The following is a 19,633-nucleotide window of genomic DNA, read 5'->3' as shown; positions in this document are numbered from 1 at the left end:
AATTTTCAAATTCACACATTTTCAAATTAGTCATGTCTGTTTTAATATTTATCGATATCAATGAGGAAGGCGCGGTAAAAAAAACCTCGCTTGAAGTGTTAACCTACGGAGCCCGGCTGGCACAGCAACTGGGTGTACCCGCAGAAGGGCTGGTGCTGGCACCGGTAAAGGAGGATCTTGCTGCGCTGGGGAAATATGGTGTTCAAACCATTCACCAGGTTCAAAACGAGGCGCTGGCCCATTTTGATGCCCAGGTGTACACCAAAGCCATTGCGCAGGTAGCAGAAAAAACAGGTGCTACCGTTATCCTGTTCTCCAACAACACCGATGGCAAGGCCCTGGCGCCCCGGTTATCGGCACGGCTAAAAGCGGGCCTCGTGTCCGGAGCTGTGGCATTACCGGAAACAGCCAATGATTTTGTTGTCAGAAAATCGGTATTCTCCGGCAAAGCATTTGCCGATGTAAAGATCACCACCTCTATAAAGATCATCACACTCAATCCCAATTCCTTCACTATTGAGGCAGGAGCAGGTACGGCTACCGTTGCTCCGGCTGAAGTGACAGCGGATCTTCCAAAAGTGAAAACAGTGAGCGTAAACCGCCAGTCGGCGGAAGTGCCGCTGGCCGAAGCCGAACGCGTAGTGAGTGGCGGACGCGGCATGAAGGGACCGGAAAACTGGGGGATACTGGAAGACCTGGCCAAAGCATTGAATGCAGCCCTGGCCTGCAGCCGCCCTGTGGCCGATGCGCACTGGCGCCCGCATAACGAGCACGTGGGACAAACCGGCGGAGCCATTGCACCGAATCTTTACCTGGCAATAGGTATTTCCGGAGCCATTCAGCACCTCGCGGGTGTAAACCGCAGCAAAGTGATTGTGGTGATCAATAAAGATCCGGAAGCACCCTTTTTTAAAGCGGCAGATTATGGAATTGTCGGAGACCTTTTTGAAGTGGTACCCAAACTTACAGCAGCCATTAAACAGTTGAAAGGATAATACTAAAAACCGGGATCTTCCCGGTTTTTTTTATGTAAAAACCTGAGTCGCTGCATCCTGTCCGGAAAACGGATATGAATTATCTAATCATTATTGTACTGGCATGCTGTGCCACAGCCGCCCGGGCACAGGGAACAACGATGCCTGTAAAGCCGGCCGACCTGAAATTATATTCCAGGCCTGATCCTTATATTATTGATACCACAACCATTAAGCGGCTCAACGAAAAATTTTATACAGGTCTCGCCCGGCAGGACCGGATGCCGGTATTGCTTCCCTACGGAACCGGTAAGCCCATTGCAAATGCCGGCAAAGGCATGAACCGGACAGACCGCATGCCCAATTTATGGAACAAACCGCAACCGGACAGTACCGCGCCGGGTCAGCACTTCTATAAGCGCCCGCTGTACTATAGCCAGGCACCATCGCTGTCTGACCTGCATAACGGCCGGTCTAATCGTCCGCACTAAGGAAGTGACCGGTTATGTACACCAAATTTATTGACCGGATATTTGTAAACAAAAATCATGTGAACAAATATCCGGAGAGCAAATGGTTTACAACCTGCACAAAGTTCAAAAAACAGTACACCAACCAGATCCGGCCGGTGCACGCGTCCGGTTAAACCGGATGACAGTAATCACCCTGTTTTTAACAACCGGTTTAAGAATCGGAACATAAAAATCGGTATCTTCCGTGATGGATGTGATCCTTAATCAAATCAATTATTAAACCCATTATATGATCTTTAACCTGCGATCGGGGCTCGCTGCAATCGGACTAACCTTTATCACCCAAACGCTGTTTTCCCAGGATTTGCTTATGACGACGCTGAAGAAGGAACTGCAAAGGGAGTTTGATCAGCTTAAAAAAGCAGACGACCGCCTGTATTATATGAGTTACCGGGTAGATGACATCACCACCTATAATATCCGCACTTCCTTTGGCGTCGTTACCGGCATTGATTCTTCCCGGTACCGCGTCTTTTCGCCATCTGTAAGGCTGGGCAGTTATCAGCTCGATAATACGCACAATGTAGGATTTGGACAGTTCCCCGGAGGCATCCCTGTAGCGGATGATGCCGATCTGATCACCCTTGCCATCTGGAAAAACACAGACAATGCCTATAAAAATGCCGTGCAGGCTTATGAACAAATCCTTACCAATAAAAAAGTAAAAGTAGCTGAGGAAGATTCTGCTGCCGATTTTTCGCCGGCCCCAAAAGTGGTGTACCAGGATCCGCCCCTGCGTTATGCGGCCCTCCGCCCCGACCTGAATACCCTTACCAAAAATCTGGTCGCTTATTCGGCTGTTTTAAAATCCAATCCGGACCTGCTTACCGGGATGGCCACGATCGAATTCAAGATCTTGCGTAAATATTTTACAGATACCGACGGATCTTCCATTATCGAGAACAGTACCGGTACCTGGCAGTCGGTATACAGCTCCACAAAGGCCCCGGATGGCATGGAGCTGCCCCTGTTCCAGATGTATTATGCCTACGAGCCTTCGGGGCTGCCTTCCAGGGACAGTGTTTTAAAGGACGTTCGTACCATGAGCAGCAAACTTACCGCGCTCCGGTCGGCACCCGTAGCGGATCCTTTTGTGGGACCGGCGATCTTATCCGGACGCGCATCGGGTGTTTTTTTCCATGAAATCTTCGGGCACCGCCTGGAGGGCAAACGGATGAAAAGTGATTTTGACGGGCACACTTTTAAAAATAAAATCGGAACAGCGGTACTGCCGGACTTCCTGAGCATCACCCTCGATCCTACGGTCAAACAGGTAGGATCGGCAGCGGTGAACGGGTTTTACCGCTATGATGATGAAGGTGTAGCCGCCCAAAAGGTAAAGGTGGTGGAGGATGGTATTCTCCGGAGCTTTTTAATGACCCGTACCCCGATCAACGGTTCCAGCGGCTCCAACGGGCATGCCCGGACGGCCCCCGGGGGTATTCCGGAAAGCCGGCAAAGCAACCTGATCGTTAAGGCCGCTACAACCCAAACAGCAGCAGCTTTAAAAGAACGGCTGCGCAACGAAGCCAAAAAACAGGGACATGCCTATGGGTATTATTTTGAAGATGTGCAGGGTGGGTTTACCACGGTTGGGCGCACCACCCCCAATGCCTTCAATGTAATGCCGATTGAAGTATACCGGGTATTTGTGGATGGCCGGCCCGATCAGCTGGTACGGGGCGTTGACCTGATCGGCACGCCGCTTTCCATGTTCCGCAGGATCATTGCGGCCGATAATACGCTGGAGACCTTTAACGGCATGTGCGGCTCCAATTCCGGCTGGGTGCCGGTTTCGGCCTCCTCGCCTGCTATTTTTGTAGATGTGATCGAAACACAGAAAAAAAGCAAATCCAACGACCGCCTGCCGGTGCTGCCCAGGCCCGATCTCGACAGTGCCGCCCATTCCTCCACCACTCCATCTTTTTAAAACCACCCGATGCTCAAGAAATTTATATTAGCTGCCGGTATGCTTTCCTGCTTTTTGACGACGGAGGCACAGGACCTGCGCGACAACTTTTATGTAAAAGCGCTTTCACAGGAACTGAACCGTAATATCCGGCAGCTGCGGCTTCCCGATTTAGGCAAGCCCTTTTTTATCAGCTACAAATTAAGACACGCCGTTTCCCAAGCCATACGTGCAGAGCGGGGTCAGCTCGTAACGCCATTCTCCGGTCCGTCGGAAACAAAAACGGCCTCGGTAAAACTGCTGGTGGGCGATTATCGCCGGAATTTTGATTATCTTTTTGATGATGGTTCCTATGTCCTGCTGCCGGATGAAAACGATGCCGACGAATTGCGCCGGCTTCTTTGGCTGGAAACCGACCGGGCTTATAAAATGACCGCGCAGCAATACAATGCAACCATGGCGGCTTTAAAAAGAGTAACGGTCGATCAGAAAGAGCTCGACCTGCCTGACCTGGTGAAGGCTGATCCTGTGGTCAGGGATTACGGAGGGCTCCCACCGATATCCGGCGTAGAGCGCTGGAAGCCGCTGCTGGAAAAGCTTTCCGCCTTATTTATCGCCTATCCCCAGATCACATCCTCCGCCTGTTTTCTGGCCATCAACAACGGCGAGGAATACCTGGTATCCAGCGAAGGAACCATTGTCCGCAAACCCGTTGCTCAAATTGCGCTCACCATCTCCGCTTCCATGCAGGGAAAAGAAGGCAGCAATATTTTTGAAACCTATAGCGAATCCGTAGCCCGGATGGAGGATCTGCCGGATTATAAAACGCTGGAGGATACGACCCGTGGGCTGATCAAAAAAATACTGGAACGGGATAACGCCCCTCGCTTTGAAGGCTCATACCTGGGGCCGGTGCTTTTTGAAGGCGCATCGCTTTCCGATCTTATTTCCGGTTTTTTCCGTTACAGTCTGGGTGTAAACAGAAAATCCATCCTCTATCCTGATAACAGCACCACATTTTACGAAGATAAGATCGGGCAAAAACTGATTGCCTCCGGTTTAACACTGACCGCCTTGCCCCATTTAAAAACCTATAAGGGCCGGCATACTACGGGGGCCTTTGATATCGATTATAATGGCGTACTACCGCCAGATTCGCTGGAGTTGATCCGGAATGGCGTACTGAAGAACCTGTTGAACGGCCGGACGCCAACGCAGAAATTCCGCGAGCCCGGCGGGTTTGCCTCCGGCGAACGTACGTATAGCGCCGGCGTGCTAAGACTCACCGCAGACCCGGTTGTTCCGTTCAGCCAGATGAAGAAAGAATTGATCAGGGTGGCTAAGGAAGAAGGGCTCCCCTATGCTTATATTGTACGGGGAGTAAATGTGAGCTATGGCCAGGTGCCCTACCTGTACCGCGTTGATACGGCCACCATGAAAGAAGAACTGCTGACCGGCTTTAAATTTACCAATCTCAATATGCGAAGCCTGCGAAGGTTTATGACGGCATCGGATCAGCAGCAATTGTGGAACCAGTCGCTGTATTCCGTTATCTGCCCGCAAAGTATGATCATCGGCGAAATAGAACTGGAAGCGGAGAATAGCGTGGTGAAAGCCAAGCCCATTATCGTAAGCAATCCCCTGCTGGATAAAGAACCGGCTGTAGAGAAACAAAAATTAAAGCTGAAGAAACGCTGAAATTCCAACCACGAAGGAAGGCATAAAGAAACACGAAGGGATATAGCGTTGCGCTCATAGCACCTTTGCGTCTTGCTGTTTTAAATTGACTCCTAAAGACGCTACGGATCCGCTAAGACTACAATAAGATTGTGGGGTCAGGCATCTTCACCTTGCGAAAAAAACCTGGCGCCGTTGCGGGAAATTCCAAGCACGAAGACCGGAAGGCAAAAAAAACACGAAGGGTATACAAAGAAAGATCAAATCTCAGTATTTCTTTACGCCCCTATGGTGAATACCCTACCCGCAGCGAGACACTGCAGGAAATAAAAAAGCCACCCGGAGGCGGCTTTAATTTTATCTTTAAACAGGTCTTACCATTTTTCCACCTCTTCATGAGTACCGGAAGCAGGAGCATCGTCCTGTGAAGCAGGCGTATGCACCTCCTCCGCTTTTTCAGCAGTAACAGGTGCTGCAGGCGCCGCTTCATCCGGCGTTGCCGGCGGTGCAGCGGGAGCGGCAACAGGAGCCGGCTGGTACGCTACGGGGCCACCCTCTTCATCATAATCTTCATGATTGAATGCATCAAAGTTAAAATCGGGCATCAGGTCTGTTTTTACATAATCGATGGCCTCATTCAATGCTTTCAGGAACTTATTAAAATCCTCTTTGTACAGGAACACTTTATGACGGTCATACCCGTTATCATCAAAACGCTTGCGGCTTTCTGTAATAGTAAGGTAATAGTCATTTCCCTTCGTAGACCTTACGTCAAAGAAGTAGGTCCTTCTTTTTCCGGCACGGAGTCTCTTGCTGTAGATGCTCTCCAATTTACGATCGTTATGCTCGTTCTCCACGTGTTTCTTTTTTTAAGTAGAAAGATTAATACACAAACAAATATATGTATGTTTTCAATAAAAATTAAATTTATTGAAGTTTTACCATATTTTTTTAAACAATTTTTATATGCAGAAAATCAGGCATCTATAAGCAGGTTTTCCGGCAAACCACACCAATTTGCAAAGAGCCGGGGGCGAGCCTGCATTTTCTCCCGCCCGAAGCAGGCACATTGATAAGATCCTGCAAATGCCCGTTTGCTCCGGAACCCGGTTACTGTTTGCAGCAACCGGCATCAGCCGGCCTCCTCCGCGCCCAGTCCCATTTGCTGTCGCTGGTACAACCGGGCATAAAACCCTCCGGGGATTTTCATCAGTGCTTCATGAGAACCCTGTTCGGCAATGCGGCCTTCATCCAATACAATAATCCTGTCGAAAGAAAGCAGGGAAAATACCCGGTGTGTGATGATGATTGCGGTTTTCTCCTCCAGGTATTCATTCAGCCGGCCCATGATCTCCTTTTCTGTTTTGGCATCTACTGCGCTCAGCGAATCATCAAAAATAACCAACGCCGATTCCTTGATCAGGGCCCTTGCAATAGAAATCCGTTGCTTCTGTCCGCCGCTGAGGGTAACCCCGCGTTCCCCGATCATCGTGTCGTATCCTTTTTCAAACCCGTCTATTTCACCCGCCACACCCGCAATTTCAGCTGCAGCAACCACTTCGGCCCTTGTAGCACCGGGCTTCCCGAACCGGATATTATTTTCCACGGTATCGCTGAATAAGAACACATCCTGGGGCACATACGCAATCTGCTCCCGCAGTGAGAAAACATCCATATCCCGGATATTCCGGTTATGCATGACGATGGTGCCTTCATTGGTATCATACATCCGCAGCAGCAGCTGCGCAACCGTTGTTTTACCGCTGCCGGTTTTTCCTGTTATGGCAATCTTCTCTCCTTTCCGGAGCTCCAGGTCGAACTGCTGCAAAGCCCGGATCCCGGTATCGGGATATGTAAAATGAACATTGTGGAAAGCGATTGTTCCGTCGAGCGGAACCGGTGTGGCGCCGGTTTCATTCTTTATCTCCGGTACAATATCCAGGAACTCATTGAGCCGCTTCTGGGACGCCGCAGCCCGCTGAACCATGCTGGCCGTTAGCCCGATGGCACTTACAGGGAAAGTGAGCATGTTTACATACACAATAAATTCCACGATGGTACCCAGGGTGATGTTGTGCTCATGATGGATGTAATAAAGCCCGCCGATCATAATGGTAAACAGGGTGCTGATACCGATCAGCAGCTGAATGGAAGGAAAGTAAATGGCTTCCACCCGGGCCAGCGCAATGGCATTTTTCCGGTATTGTTCACTGTTAACGGCGAAAAAGCGGAACATAGCATTTTCCTGTACGAAGGATTTGATTACCCGGATCCCGGAATAGGACTCCTGGGCATTGGTGGTCAGGTCCGACAGGGCGGCCTGGATCCGTTCGCTTTTTTTATGAATATTGCTGTTTACAAAATAAATGATCACCGCCAGCACGGGCAAGGGAATGAGCACGTAGATCGTCAGCTCCAGGCTGCTTTGTACCATAAAAAACACGCTGAGTACAATAACGGTAACCAGGTTTACGATATACATAATCGCCGGCCCGGTGAAGATGCGTACCCGGCTTACATCTTCCGCAATCCGGTTCATCAGGTCACCGATGGTATGCTGTTTAAAAAAAAGGCTGTCCAGCCGCTGATACTGGGTATATACTTCATTTTTCTGGTCATATTCGATGTGGCGGCTCATTACAATAATGGTTTGCCGCATCAGGAACATAAAAAAGCCCCGCAGCAAGGCCATAACCAGGATGATAATGCTGGCAATCAACACCACCTGTGCAATGCTGCTGAATCCCGTGACCCACTCAACAATCTTCCGCACCAGTACATCATAACCCCGCGCTTCTGCAAGATGCGTGCTTCCGGTAAGCGTCAGCGACTGATCGACATAGTTGACAATAAAACGCATCAGCTGGGGCGACAATACGTTGAAGTAATTGGACAAGGCCACAAAAAGAATACCCGCTCCCAACCGTACCCGATACTTCCAGAAATATTTTCCCAGCGCGCCTAAGTGCTTCATAAATGCAAAGTAAAAGAAAACTCAAGTTCTAAGCTCGAAATCTCAAATACTAAATTCTAAAATCTAAATACTAAAATCTAAAATCTGATCTCAAAACCGGATTCTGAATTCTGAAATCTGAATATTCAAATCTCAATTTAAAACAGTATCTTGTTAACACAAATTGACACTATGGTTCCGGAACTCAGACAGGCTTATAATGCGGCATTCACCGAAGAAAAATTCCAGGATTTTGTACAGGCGTTGAACGGATATCGCAGTCCGATCGAGTTCCGGATCGCCGAAACGCCCGTTTTTGTTCCCCGGAGCTTCTCCCGGCAAATGATTGATGCCTGCGAGCAGATCGTGGATGTACTGATACAGCCGGATTTTAAAGAAAAAACAGCACGGGCCATACCGGAACAGTTCCGTGTGCCCAATGAAAACGGCCATCCGCATTTTATTGCCTTTGATTTTGGTGTTTGCCGCAATTCAAAAGGCGAGCTGGAGCCGCAACTGATCGAAATGCAGGGCTTCCCCACCCTGTTTGGTTACCAGGTATTGCTCGACGATGTCTTCAACGCGCATTTTGGCATTCCGCCGGGCTATTCTTCCTACCTGGACTCACTCAACCGGGAAACCTACCTGGACCTGTTCAGGAAGATCGTAGTGGCAGCGGAAGATCCCGAAAACGTCATCCTGCTGGAGATCTTTCCGCAACAGCAAAAAACCAATATTGATTTTTATTGCACGGAAGACTACCTGGGTATAAAAATGGTATGTATTACGGAACTAATCCGGAAGGGGAATCAGTTGTTCTATTTAAAAGACGGGAAGGAAACGCGCATCAAACGGATTTATAACCGGGTGATCTTCGATGAGCTGCAGCAACAGGAACCCGCGGTACAGGAAAAAGCAAAAATCCTGTTTGAAGACCTGGATGTAGAATGGGTAACGCATCCCAACTGGTTTTACCGGATCAGTAAATTTACCCTGCCCATGATCGAGCACCCCAATATACCGGAAACCCGCTTTTTGAGTGATGTAAAAACCATTCCCCGGGACCTGGAACACTATGTATTAAAACCATTATTTTCTTTTGCCGGACAGGGTGTGGTTATCGATGTAACGCCTGACGACATCAATGCCATCAAAGACCCGGAGAACTGGATCCTGCAGAAAAAAGTGGAATACGCGGCGGTAATTCAAACCCCCGACGAGCCCGCCAAATCTGAAATACGCATTTTTTATTTCTGGGAAGATAGCGCCGCCCGGCCCCGGCCCGTAAATAACCTCGCGCGCCTGAGCAAGGGAAAGATGATCGGTGTACGGTTTAATAAAGACAAGATCTGGACGGGGGGCAGCTTCGCACTGTTTGAACAATAAACCGGCTGTTTTATACTTTACAGAACAGGCATAGCGGCCAACGCAGTTTTAAATTTAAACGCGAAGAAGCGCTGATACGTTCCGCGGTCTTTCTATAGCGACCCTAGCAAAAAAATCTGCGTTCTTTGCGGTTGGAATTTAACCGCGCAGTGCACGAAGGAGCGCAACGAGGGCCATAATGATGAATGTCTTAGGCCCATTGCGGCCTTAGCGGTAAAATCTCAACCGCTATTAAGAAGCGCATTCCTTGCCAGCAACCTTATCTCATCTGAAAGGTGCATTCCAAATAGCCACATGAAGCAATTATTTTTTTGGACCTCAACCCAACCGTAGGGAGCGGTCTTATATATATTGGGCAGATGCCTCCATTACGGTCGGCATGACGATCCTTACAATCGATCATTACAATTTGGAATGCTCCCATTTGAAACATCTTCGCTTCAGAAATTTTAAATTCCTTATTTTAGATTTTATATTCATCACTCCATTATGAGCCTCTTTCCGTTTCGAAAAAAACAAAAAACTATTGGCCTTACCCTTTCCGGCGGCGGCATGCGCGGTGTGGCGCACATCGGTGTATTAAAAGCACTGGAAGAGTTTGGCCTCAAACCCCGCGTGATATCCGGAAGCAGCGCGGGTGCCATTATCGGGGCCTTCTACGCAGCCGGCTTCTCGCCGCAACAAATGCAGGATATCGCAATAAAAACCTCCTTTTTTTCGAGGTCTTCTTTCCGCCTGGGTACTACCGGCATTTTTAATACCCTTTTTTTGCAGCGGATCTTTAAAGAATCATTTTCCGACGACAACTTTAACGTGCTCAAAACGCCGTTGTATGTTGCAGCAACAGAAATCACCAACGGCAGAACGGAATATTTCTCGGATGGAAAACTCTTCCAGGCCCTGCTGGCGTCGGCGAGCATCCCCTATATCTTTCCTCCCATCCGGATCGGCAATAAAGTATACATGGACGGAGGCATCCTCAACAACTTCCCCATCGAACCCATTTACAACAAATGTGATGTGCTGATCGGCTCCCATGTAAACTCATTGATGTACGACGATATGCAAAAGATAAGCGCCCGCAAGGTGTTCGACCGGGTGGTGCACCTGGCAATCGGGAAGTCTGTCTATTCCAAGGCCCATGCCTGCGACCTGTTCTTTGATCCGCCCGGCATGACCCAATTCAGCCTTTTCGACAAAAAGGGTATCCCGCAGATGCTCGAAATCACTTATAAAAACGCCGTGCAGGTGCTGGAGGAAAAAGGATACAGGAGGCAGGGTTGAATACTAAATTCTACATGCTAAGTACTGCATGCCTGATGTTAAAATCCGGTTCCGCCATTTGCTAAAAGATACAAAATTCAAATAGCAAAAAACAAGATAACAGCAAAAATGAACACCCGGCTGAATGCTAAAAGCTGAATGCTGCACGCCACCTGCTAAAAAATACAAAACTCAATCAGCCAGAAAAATACAAAGATCAAATTACAAAAAACAATGGGACCTTAATGCCAGGAGATGCTGGCTGATCACTACCCCCCCGGTCACTGATCCCACCTTTCCCGATTCTGCACTATGGTTACATTAAAAATCAGCGGATTATTTGTCCGGCAATCTGCGATGTTTTAGCTTTGCCTCCGATGAAATGGTTCCTGTTTCTTTTTGGGTTTTACCTGTTATCGCTTACCGCCGTTCCCTGTTCGGATGACGGGGATGCCTGTACCGGCAGCGATGCAGGTATCACGCTTCAAACAGCTTCCAATCATACACACACCACAGAACATTGCACGCCTCTCTGTTTGTGCAATTGCTGTAGTTCTGTTGTGGCGAAAATCCCCCTGGCGCCGGCCGTTAACCCCGGGGCCCTGATGCCCGCCGGTTTTAAAACCGCTCTTTATGCAGACCAGTACCTTGCCGGTTTTAAAGTTCCGGTCTGGCAGCCACCCAAACCTCTTTGCTGATTCTGTTTAGCGACGGGTTGATCCCGTAAGCCGTTTATGCCTGTATGTACAGGAGACACACCGTGCCATCATTGGCGCTGTTTGCAGCAGCACCCGTTTTAAGTGTGCCCAGGAGGCATGGCTATTTTCATCAATAAATCGCATTCATGTGTTAGAAAAAATTATACGTTTCAGCATACAGAACAAATTGGTTATTGCGGTGCTTACCCTGGGATTGATAACCTGGGGCATCTGGAGTGCCGGCAAGCTGCCGATCGATGCACTACCGGACATTACCAATAACCAGGTGCAGATCATTACACAGTCGCCCACCCTGGCGGCCCAGGAAGTAGAGCAATTTGTAACCAGTCCCATTGAACGGGTGATGGCCAACCTGCCCAACGTAGTGGAAATGCGTTCCTTTTCCCGTTTCGGGTTGAGCGTAATCACCATCGTGTTTAAAGACAATGTAGACATCTATTTTGCCCGGCAGCTGATCGGCGAAAAACTCAAGGACGCCGAAAAGCAGATTCCCCCGGGCATGGGAAGTCCGGGTATTGCGCCGGTTACCACCGGCTTGGGGGAAATTTATCAATACGTGCTGCACCCAAAAAAAGGCAGCGAACAAAATTATACCCCCATGGACCTGCGTACACTCCAGGATTGGATCGTGGCGCGCCAGCTGGCCGGCATTGAAGGGGTTGCCGAAATCAGCGGCTTCGGAGGTATTACCAAGCAATATGAAGTAAGCCTGAACCCCGACCGGTTGCAGGCCATGAACGTGACCATACCGGAGGTTGTAATGGCCCTGGAGAAAAACAACCAGAATACCGGCGGCGCCTATATCGATAAAAAGCCCAATGCCTATTTTATCAGGGGTATCGGCATGGCCAGGGATTTCAGGGATATCGAAAATATGGTGGTCAAAACGGCCTCCAACGGAATCCCGGTACTGGTGCGGGATGTAGCCACGGTGCGGTTTGGGTCTCCCCCGCGATACGGTGCTCTCACCTATAACGGGGAGAAAGAAGTGGTGGGTGGTATTGTGCTGATGCTGAAAGGCGCCAACAGCAATGAAGTAGTGAAACGGGTAAAAGAACGGATGCTGTCGATCCAGAAATCCTTACCCGCTGACGTGGAAGTAGAACCCTTCCTCGATCGCAGCGCCCTGGTAAACCGGGCCATCGGCACCGTGGAAAAGAACCTGATCGAAGGCGCGCTGATCGTGATCTTTGTATTGTTGCTTTTCCTGGGGAACCTGCGCGCCGGGCTGATTGTAGCCTCGGCCATCCCCCTCTCTCTTTTATTTGCGCTGGGCATGATGAACCTGTTTGGCGTAAGTGCCAACCTGATGAGCCTGGGAGCCATCGACTTCGGGCTCATCGTAGACGGCGCCGTCATCATCGTGGAAGCCACCCTGCATCATCTTTACGGAAAAAAACGGATGCAGCGGTTTACGCAGCAGCAGATGGATACCGAGGTATACCAGGCGGCCTCCAAGATCCGGAGCAGTGCGGCTTTTGGAGAGATCATCATTCTCATCGTATACCTGCCCATCCTGACCCTGGTGGGCATCGAGGGCAAGATGTTCCGGCCCATGGCGCAAACCGTAAGCTTTGCGATCCTGGGAGCCCTGTTACTTTCACTCACCTATATCCCCATGATGTGTGCACTGTTCCTTTCAAAAAAAGGTACGCAAAAAGAAACCCTTTCCGACCGCATGATACAACGGTTACAGCGGTACTATCGCCCGGTACTGCAAAAAGCACTTCGTGTTAAGAAAAGCGTGGTTGCCCTTGCCCTGGCATTATTTGCGGGCGGACTGTTTTTGTTTACGCGCATGGGCGGCGAATTTATCCCCAACCTGGAAGAGGGTGACTATGCGATTGAGTTCGGTTTGCCCCAGGGCACATCGCTGGCACAGACCATCGAGACGGCGTTCCAGGCGGAAAAAATACTGCGTTCGTTTCCCGAGGTAAAAATGGTGGTGGGCAAAACCGGCTCTGCAGATGTGGCCACAGATCCCATGCCCATGAACGCATCCGACCTGATCGTTGTTATGAAGGACAAGCGGGAATGGACCACCACGAAAGACTATTCCGAAATGGCGGAGCTGATGAAGACAAAACTGGAAACAATACCCGGTGTTATTGCCGAGCCCAGTCAGCCGATACAAATGCGTTTTAATGAACTGATGACGGGCATCAAACAGGATGTGGCCGTAAAGATCTTTGGAGAACACCTGGACACCCTGCTGGAGCAGGCCCAAAAGGTTACCAGGGCCATCAGCAAGATCAAAGGCGTATCTGCTCCCCAGATCGAGCGCATTGCCGGCCTCCCGCAGATCACGATTGAATACGACCGCGCGCGCATTGCCAGTTATGGATTGAATATTGCCGCCATCAATGAGGTGGTAACCACCGCCTTTGCCGGCACCGCAGCCGGTGTGATCTTTGAGAACGAGCGAAAATTTGACCTGGTGGTACGTGTAGACAGTGCCTACCGGAATTCACTCGAAAGCGTGGCGGCGCTGTTTGTACCAACTCCCGCGGGACACCAGGTACCACTTTCGGAGCTGGCAGCCGTCCGTTTTAAAGAAGGGCCGGCGCAGATCACCAGAGAAGACGCCAAACGCCGGATCGTAATCGGGTTTAATGTACGTAACCGGGATGTGGAAAGCGTAGTGGAAGAGATACAGCAATTGCTGAAACAACCCCGCTTCCGGTTGCCTACAGGCTATTATACCACGTTTGGCGGTACGTTTCAAAACCTGAAAGAAGCCTCAGCCCGCCTGCAGATCGCCGTTCCCGTGGCACTGCTCCTCATATGCGCCCTGTTGTATTTTACCTTCCATTCAGTCAAACAGGCCCTGCTGATCTTCACGGCCATCCCATTAAGCGCCATCGGCGGCATTGGCGCCCTGGCCTTACGGGGTATGCCCTTCAGCATCTCCGCCGGCGTAGGCTTTATTGCCCTGTTTGGCGTAGCCGTACTCAACGGAATTGTATTGGTAGGTACGTTCAACCAGTTAAAGGCGGAAGGGGTGCAAAACATCTACCAGCGTGTGATCAACGGTGCCATGGCGCGCCTGCGGCCCGTGCTCATGACGGCTGCTGTTGCTTCCCTCGGCTTTTTACCCATGGCACTCAGCCAGGGCGCCGGAGCCGAGGTGCAGCGTCCCCTCGCTACAGTGGTAATCGGCGGGCTGATCTCCGCCACCCTGCTTACCTTGATCGTGCTGCCCTGTCTCTACCTCCTGTTCAACGGCAGGGAAACCACAAGCAGCGCTGCGCCGGTTGGTGCCGCGCCATCCGTTAATCCTGAAAATTAAAATTATGAACCGGATCTTATATCCATTTATACTTTATTTAGGCCTGCTTTGCACCGGTGCCATCCCCGCTGCCGCGCAGCGCATTACCATTGAGGAAGCGCTGCATACAGCCGGCGCCAACCTCGAATACGAAGTCAACAAAGCGGAACTAAAAAAAGCCAATGCACTTACAAAAACGGCCAAAGGGCTGACCAATACCGGCATCTTCGCAGAAAATGAAGACCTGCAACCCGGCAATGCCAAGGGCGTTTTAAAGATCGGTGTGAGCCAGGGCCTGGAATGGCCCGGTGTTTACAAAGCCCGGCAGCAATATTTTAAAGAACAGGCGCGGTATTATGAAATGAATACCGCCGCTATTACGGTACAATTAAAAAAAGATGTCCGGAAAGCTTATTACCAGCTTTGGTACCTGGAAAACCGCCACCAGTTGTATCGCCGGCTGGATAGTATGTACAGCGGGTTGTTGCAAGCAGCCACACTGCGGTATCAGAAAGGAGAAGCCGCCGGTATTGAAAAGATTGCTGCCGAACAGCGGCTGAAGGAGCTGCAGGCACAGGAAAAAGAGGTGCAGCACGAAATGCGCATCCAGCAACAACAGCTCATGCTGCTGCTGAATACGGAACAGCTCCTGTTACCCGTGGATGCACCTTTGCAGAAATTGCTGCCTGCCGCCGGGGAAAACGGGCAACTCCATCCGTTACTGGCGCTTGAGCAGCAAACGGTAAACATCGCCGCTTCCAATATCCGTGTTCAAAAAAATGCGGTAAAACCTGAGCTCTCGGGACGCTTCTTTTCACAGGCCCTGTATGGAATGAAAAATCCTTATTCGGGATTTTCGGTTTCCCTGGGTATTCCCATTTTTGGTGCAGGCGCCAACAGGCAAAAAATCGTCGCCGCGCAGGCGGAAATGGAGGCCCGGCAAAAAAATCTGGAATGGCAGGCTCAGAAAATGGAACATCAGCAACAGCAGGCTCTTGCAGAAACCGCACAGGCCGATGCCCTTTTGCAGTATTATGAAAACAGCGGCCTCAACCAGTCTGAAGAAATCATCCAGGCGGCTACCATCGGCTACAAGGGCGGCGAGATCAGTTTTATGGAACTCACGCAATACCTGAACCAGGCCACCGATATGCAAAAGAATTACCTGGACGCCTTGAACCGGTACAACCAGGCCGTGATCCAGTACTTATATTTTACTCATCAATAATTCAAACACATGTTGAAATCAATTCCTATACTACCGATATTCCTTGCTGCCTGCATCTTCTTTTCCTGTAACAGCAAACCCGGGCCCGCTGCTGAAGAAAAAGAAGCCACCGAAACGGAAGTCCATGCGGAGGATGGGGTATCCATGACCGCAGACCAGATCAAATCCATCGGGCTGCAGCTGGGTTCCATCGAAAACAAAGAATTGTCCCAAACCGTAAAGGCAATGGGAATGCTTACCGTGCCCAATGAAAACAAGGCCTTTGTAACCCCCTTGTCAGGCGGAGTGCTGTGTACCCTCAACGTACGTCCCGGGGCATTTGTAAAAAAGGGCCAGGTGCTGGCCACCCTCGTAAACCCAGACCTCATCCCCCTGCAGCAGCAGCTCCAGCAGCTCAATGCGCAGATCCAGCTGGCCGAGCTGGAGGTAACCCGCCAACAGGAGCTGTACAAGGGCAACGCGGCGCCCCTTAAGAACTACCAGCGCGCCCAAACAGAGTTAAAAACCCTGCGCAGCCAGCGCTCGGGCATTGAGCAGCAGCTTAGCACCCTGGGAGCAGGCCGTTCTTTTTCCGCCACACTGGCCATACGCGCTCCCATCAGCGGCACGGTGAGCAAAGTAATGGCGCAAATCGGCAGCAATGTAACCATCAGCGCCCCCATCGCGGAGGTGGTGAATAATTCCCTTATCCACCTCGATCTGAATGTATATGAAAAAGACCTGCCTCTGATCAGTGTGGGCCAGGTCATTCATTTTACGCTCACCAACAACCCCGGTAAGGAATACGATGCCAGCGTATTTTCGATCGGAACAGCCTTTGAAGGAGATACCAAATCGGTGCCCGTGCATGCCTCGGTTACCGGTGATAAAACCGGGCTGATTGATGGAATGGGCGTAACGGCAAATATCAGTCTCAATACCCGCACGGCACCGGCTGTGCCGGATGCCGCGCTGGTCAATTACCAGGGAAAGGACTATATTTTTATTGTAGCTGCAGATCCATCCATACATAGAGCCGACGAACATGCGGCACATGAAGAAGGGCACGCAGCGGAAACACATTTCACCATGATCCCGGTGGCCCGGGGCGTATCAGATGTAGGCTATACCCAAATTACCCCGTTGGCCAGTATACCCCCGGGTGCAAAGGTAGCCGTAAAGGGGGCGTTCTTCCTGCTGGCAAAAATAACCAATACGGAAGGGCATGCACATTAGGATGCGTGAACGATGCCGGCCCATCTTCAAAATCGATGCAGCGCCCCACCATCGCCAACACGTATTCTGCGCAGCATTTGAAGCGCCCCCATGTCGCAAATACCCCCTTATATTGTCCGATTTATCAATCGTATCAGAGCGCCCGCGTCTTTACATTTGTAGATCACTAAAAAAGAACCGATGTTGCTACAAGATAAAAATGCCGTGATTTATGGTGCCGGCGGCTCTCTTGGCGGAACCATTGCCCGGGCCTTTGCAAAAGAAGGCGCGCATGTATTTGTAACCGGCCACCGGGAGGCGCCGCTGCAGGCGCTGGCTACGGCCATCACCCGCTCGGGGGGAAAAGCGACCATAGCCGTGGTGGATGGCCTCGAGGAACCGGCCATACGGGCGCACCTGCTCCGGGTTGTGGAAACGGCCGGCACAGTAGATATCTCGATAAACCTCATCGGGCTTGAGGATACCCAGGATCTCCCGTTAACCGAAATGGACCTGGAAGACTTTCTAAAACCCATACACCGGGCAATGCGCTCCCATTTTCTGACCGCAACAGCTGCCGCCCGCATCATGCAGCAACAACATTCGGGGGTTATCCTTTCGCTTACGGCAACACCCGGCGGCATTGGATACCCGTTAACTGGCGGTTTTGGTCCCGCCTGCTCGGCCATCGAGGGCTTTTCAAGAAACCTGGCATCAGAGCTGGGTATCTATGGGATCCGTGTGGTCAATATCCGCTCGGCCGGCTCCCCCGATTCCAAAGTGTTCCGTGATTTTATGGCGGTGCATCCCGCTTTGTCAGACAAGGTATTGGGCAATATGCGTAACGACACCATGCTAAAAGAATTGCCCCTCATGCAGGACATCGCCGATACGGCTGTATTTCTTTGCTCCGGCAATGCATCCCGGATCACCGGCACTACCATCGATCTTACCGTAGGCACCACCAGCGCCTTAAATTACCACGTTCAACAACCGGTTGCCGGCAGCAACCGGGCGAAGGGCGGAAGCTCCTTCTTTAACCCCAAATACCAGTAGACAGTAACCATAAAGCGGGGTACTCCGGCAGCAACCCAACCGGCGGCATTGAACCCAGGAGCTTTCATTCATGAAACAATTCCGTGTTGTTACGTAAAGCTCGCGACAGACCTGCGCGGCAAAGCGTTCAGATAAAGAATGGTTTGTGCGGACACGAACCTGGGTGACGAAACACAAATCAATGCGGCAGCTTATTTTAATCAATAAACCGCTCAGCGATTGCTGCGGCAAATTCATCCAAGCTAACAGTACTGGCGTTGCTCAGGATAAGAATCGTAGCGTCTTCCTCCAGTACATGAAACAACATGGTTTGGGCGCCCATAATGGAGCCGGGCCTTTTGACAATTGTATAATGCTTCTGATGAATATCATACGCTTTATACACCAAAACACCATAGCCATATTCGCCTGCGCCGGGAGTGAACATCAGATCGAGGGTGGCTTGTTTTAATAATTTCCGTTCAAACAATGCACGGGTAAACCTCAGCAGATCATCAGCAGTAGCATACATAGCCCCCGACGCATACCAGTTTTCGGTATATACCGGGAGGTCGTTGACGAGCGTTTGAATATCATCGCGGTAAAAATAGGTACTTGCCAGGCCGGCAATCATTGTTTGCTGATACGCAATACCCGTGTGTTTCATCTCCAAAGGCTGCAGGATCATTGTTTGAAGTTGTTGCTCAAAGGTTTTGCCCGCAACCTGTTCAATCACTTTTCCAAGGATCATATAATTAGCATTGTTATAATCCCACACTTTGCCCGGTTCTGATTTCAGTTTACCGCTGCAGAAAAGCGTCAGCATTTCATCGGAAGTATGCGGCAACTGATAGGCAGGCATTCCGCTTTTGAGCGCGGATTCCAGGGTTACGCCTTCATCCATGTTCCAGATTCCGGAAGTCATGTTCAGGAGTTGCGCAATCGTTACCTTATCCGCCCCCTCTCCCTTATACCCCGGCAAATACGTCCGGATCGGCTTGTTCAGGTCAATCTTACCCTGCTCATAAAGCTGCAGGATCAGTACAGCAGTGAAGGCCTTCGTAATGGATGCAATCTTATACCGGGTATCAGGGGTATTGGGCACCTTCATCTGGAAATGGGCCATCCCGAAACTTTTTTTATGCGAAGCTTTGCCTTTTTTTGCCAACAGGATCGTTCCGTTAAAAGAATGCTGCTTTGTAAAAGAGTCGATAAACAAAGCTGCTTTTGTAGTTTGTCCGGAAACAAAGCCGTTGATGACCGTAAAAGCCAACAAGAAACAGATCTTTTTCTTCATATGCGTAGTGCTTGGGAGGAACAATGAAGCCGGTGTTACCAACATCATTTTTATATACCTGGACAGTTGCTTTAACAAAAATACCGATAATTCCGGTCCCAATCAATTTTAACCAGCCGTTCATTTATCGTAGACGTATCAAAGAGACGCTGATGTTTTTGTTATAGTCTTTGATCAGGCTAACAGTGGCGTCCTCA

At 50.2% G+C, this 19,633-nt stretch carries 14 protein-coding genes; 11 read left to right on the top strand and 3 right to left on the bottom strand.

Features of this window, described 5'->3' with window-relative positions:
* Positions 1-32: 32 nt before the first annotated feature.
* The 4 genes from LL912_RS03805 (at position 33) to LL912_RS03790 (ending at position 5,114) form a co-directional block, all read left to right on the top strand.
* Positions 33-995, top strand: a complete 963-nt coding sequence (locus tag LL912_RS03805) for an electron transfer flavoprotein subunit alpha/FixB family protein (protein ID WP_235552229.1) — start codon at positions 33-35, stop codon at positions 993-995.
* A 74-nt stretch (positions 996-1,069) separates the two neighbouring features.
* Positions 1,070-1,465 carry a hypothetical protein gene (locus LL912_RS03800; RefSeq protein ID WP_235552228.1) on the top strand — a complete coding sequence of 132 codons (396 nt, stop codon included), beginning with the start codon at positions 1,070-1,072 and terminating at the stop codon, positions 1,463-1,465.
* Positions 1,466-1,736: 271 nt separating this feature from the next.
* Positions 1,737-3,437 carry a metallopeptidase TldD-related protein gene (locus LL912_RS03795; RefSeq protein ID WP_235552227.1) on the top strand — a complete coding sequence of 567 codons (1,701 nt, stop codon included), beginning with the start codon at positions 1,737-1,739 and terminating at the stop codon, positions 3,435-3,437.
* Between the two features lie 9 nt (positions 3,438-3,446).
* Positions 3,447-5,114 carry a metallopeptidase TldD-related protein gene (locus LL912_RS03790; RefSeq protein ID WP_235552226.1) on the top strand — a complete coding sequence of 556 codons (1,668 nt, stop codon included), beginning with the start codon at positions 3,447-3,449 and terminating at the stop codon, positions 5,112-5,114.
* Positions 5,115-5,467: 353 nt separating this feature from the next.
* Here the strand turns inward: LL912_RS03790 and LL912_RS03785 are convergent, their stop codons facing one another.
* Together LL912_RS03785 and LL912_RS03780 are read right to left on the bottom strand one after the other, a co-directional pair.
* Positions 5,468-5,950 carry a DUF3276 family protein gene (locus LL912_RS03785; RefSeq protein ID WP_235552225.1) on the bottom strand — a complete coding sequence of 161 codons (483 nt, stop codon included), beginning with the start codon at positions 5,948-5,950 and terminating at the stop codon, positions 5,468-5,470.
* Positions 5,951-6,225: 275 nt separating this feature from the next.
* A complete protein-coding gene (locus tag LL912_RS03780) occupies positions 6,226-8,067 on the bottom strand; it encodes an ABC transporter ATP-binding protein (protein WP_235552224.1) in 1,842 nt (613 codons plus the stop codon).
* 150 nt (positions 8,068-8,217) lie between these two features.
* Here LL912_RS03780 and LL912_RS03775 point away from each other — a divergent pair, with 150 nt between their 5' ends.
* The 7 genes from LL912_RS03775 (at position 8,218) to LL912_RS03745 (ending at position 18,160) form a co-directional block, all read left to right on the top strand.
* Positions 8,218-9,432 (top strand): hypothetical protein, encoded by a 1,215-nt coding sequence (locus LL912_RS03775; protein ID WP_235552223.1) that lies wholly within the window; start codon positions 8,218-8,220, stop codon positions 9,430-9,432.
* Positions 9,433-9,921: 489 nt separating this feature from the next.
* Positions 9,922-10,716 carry a patatin-like phospholipase family protein gene (locus LL912_RS03770; protein WP_235552222.1) on the top strand — a complete coding sequence of 265 codons (795 nt, stop codon included), beginning with the start codon at positions 9,922-9,924 and terminating at the stop codon, positions 10,714-10,716.
* A 356-nt stretch (positions 10,717-11,072) separates the two neighbouring features.
* Positions 11,073-11,393 (top strand): DUF6660 family protein, encoded by a 321-nt coding sequence (locus LL912_RS03765; RefSeq protein ID WP_235552221.1) that lies wholly within the window; start codon positions 11,073-11,075, stop codon positions 11,391-11,393.
* Between the two features lie 148 nt (positions 11,394-11,541).
* On the top strand, positions 11,542-14,703 hold the full coding sequence (locus LL912_RS03760; RefSeq protein ID WP_235552220.1) for an efflux RND transporter permease subunit: 3,162 nt from the start codon (positions 11,542-11,544) through the stop codon (positions 14,701-14,703).
* A 4-nt stretch (positions 14,704-14,707) separates the two neighbouring features.
* Complete coding sequence (locus tag LL912_RS03755) at positions 14,708-15,910, top strand: TolC family protein (protein ID WP_235552219.1); 1,203 nt, start codon at positions 14,708-14,710, stop codon at positions 15,908-15,910.
* 9 nt (positions 15,911-15,919) lie between these two features.
* Positions 15,920-17,125, top strand: a complete 1,206-nt coding sequence (locus LL912_RS03750) for an efflux RND transporter periplasmic adaptor subunit (protein ID WP_235552218.1) — start codon at positions 15,920-15,922, stop codon at positions 17,123-17,125.
* A 180-nt stretch (positions 17,126-17,305) separates the two neighbouring features.
* Positions 17,306-18,160 carry an SDR family NAD(P)-dependent oxidoreductase gene (locus LL912_RS03745; protein ID WP_235552217.1) on the top strand — a complete coding sequence of 285 codons (855 nt, stop codon included), beginning with the start codon at positions 17,306-17,308 and terminating at the stop codon, positions 18,158-18,160.
* 196 nt (positions 18,161-18,356) lie between these two features.
* Here the strand turns inward: LL912_RS03745 and LL912_RS03740 are convergent, their stop codons facing one another.
* Entirely contained in the window at positions 18,357-19,484 is a 1,128-nt protein-coding gene (locus tag LL912_RS03740; protein ID WP_235552216.1) for a serine hydrolase domain-containing protein, read from the bottom strand.
* Positions 19,485-19,633: the final 149 nt, after the last annotated feature.

Origin of the sequence: Niabella agricola (assembly GCF_021538615.1) — a bacterium.
GTDB classification, from domain to species: domain Bacteria; phylum Bacteroidota; class Bacteroidia; order Chitinophagales; family Chitinophagaceae; genus Niabella; species Niabella agricola.
The sequence above is the reverse complement of the archived record's forward strand: the minus strand, read 5'-3'. Positions and strand labels throughout refer to the sequence as shown.

Bases quoted from the DNA above. Each gene is read 5' to 3' on its own strand.
- LL912_RS03805 (WP_235552229.1), top strand. From the start codon at position 33: ATGTCTGTTTTAATATTTATCGATATCAATGAGGAAGGCGCGGTAAAA.
- LL912_RS03800 (WP_235552228.1), top strand. From the start codon at position 1,070: ATGAATTATCTAATCATTATTGTACTGGCATGCTGTGCCACAGCCGCC.
- LL912_RS03795 (WP_235552227.1), top strand. From the start codon at position 1,737: ATGATCTTTAACCTGCGATCGGGGCTCGCTGCAATCGGACTAACCTTT.
- LL912_RS03790 (WP_235552226.1), top strand. From the start codon at position 3,447: ATGCTCAAGAAATTTATATTAGCTGCCGGTATGCTTTCCTGCTTTTTG.
- LL912_RS03780 (WP_235552224.1), bottom strand. From the start codon at position 8,067: ATGAAGCACTTAGGCGCGCTGGGAAAATATTTCTGGAAGTATCGGGTA.
- LL912_RS03770 (WP_235552222.1), top strand. From the start codon at position 9,922: ATGAGCCTCTTTCCGTTTCGAAAAAAACAAAAAACTATTGGCCTTACC.
- LL912_RS03765 (WP_235552221.1), top strand. From the start codon at position 11,073: ATGAAATGGTTCCTGTTTCTTTTTGGGTTTTACCTGTTATCGCTTACC.
- LL912_RS03755 (WP_235552219.1), top strand. From the start codon at position 14,708: ATGAACCGGATCTTATATCCATTTATACTTTATTTAGGCCTGCTTTGC.
- LL912_RS03750 (WP_235552218.1), top strand. From the start codon at position 15,920: ATGTTGAAATCAATTCCTATACTACCGATATTCCTTGCTGCCTGCATC.
- LL912_RS03745 (WP_235552217.1), top strand. From the start codon at position 17,306: ATGTTGCTACAAGATAAAAATGCCGTGATTTATGGTGCCGGCGGCTCT.
- LL912_RS03740 (WP_235552216.1), bottom strand. From the start codon at position 19,484: ATGATGTTGGTAACACCGGCTTCATTGTTCCTCCCAAGCACTACGCAT.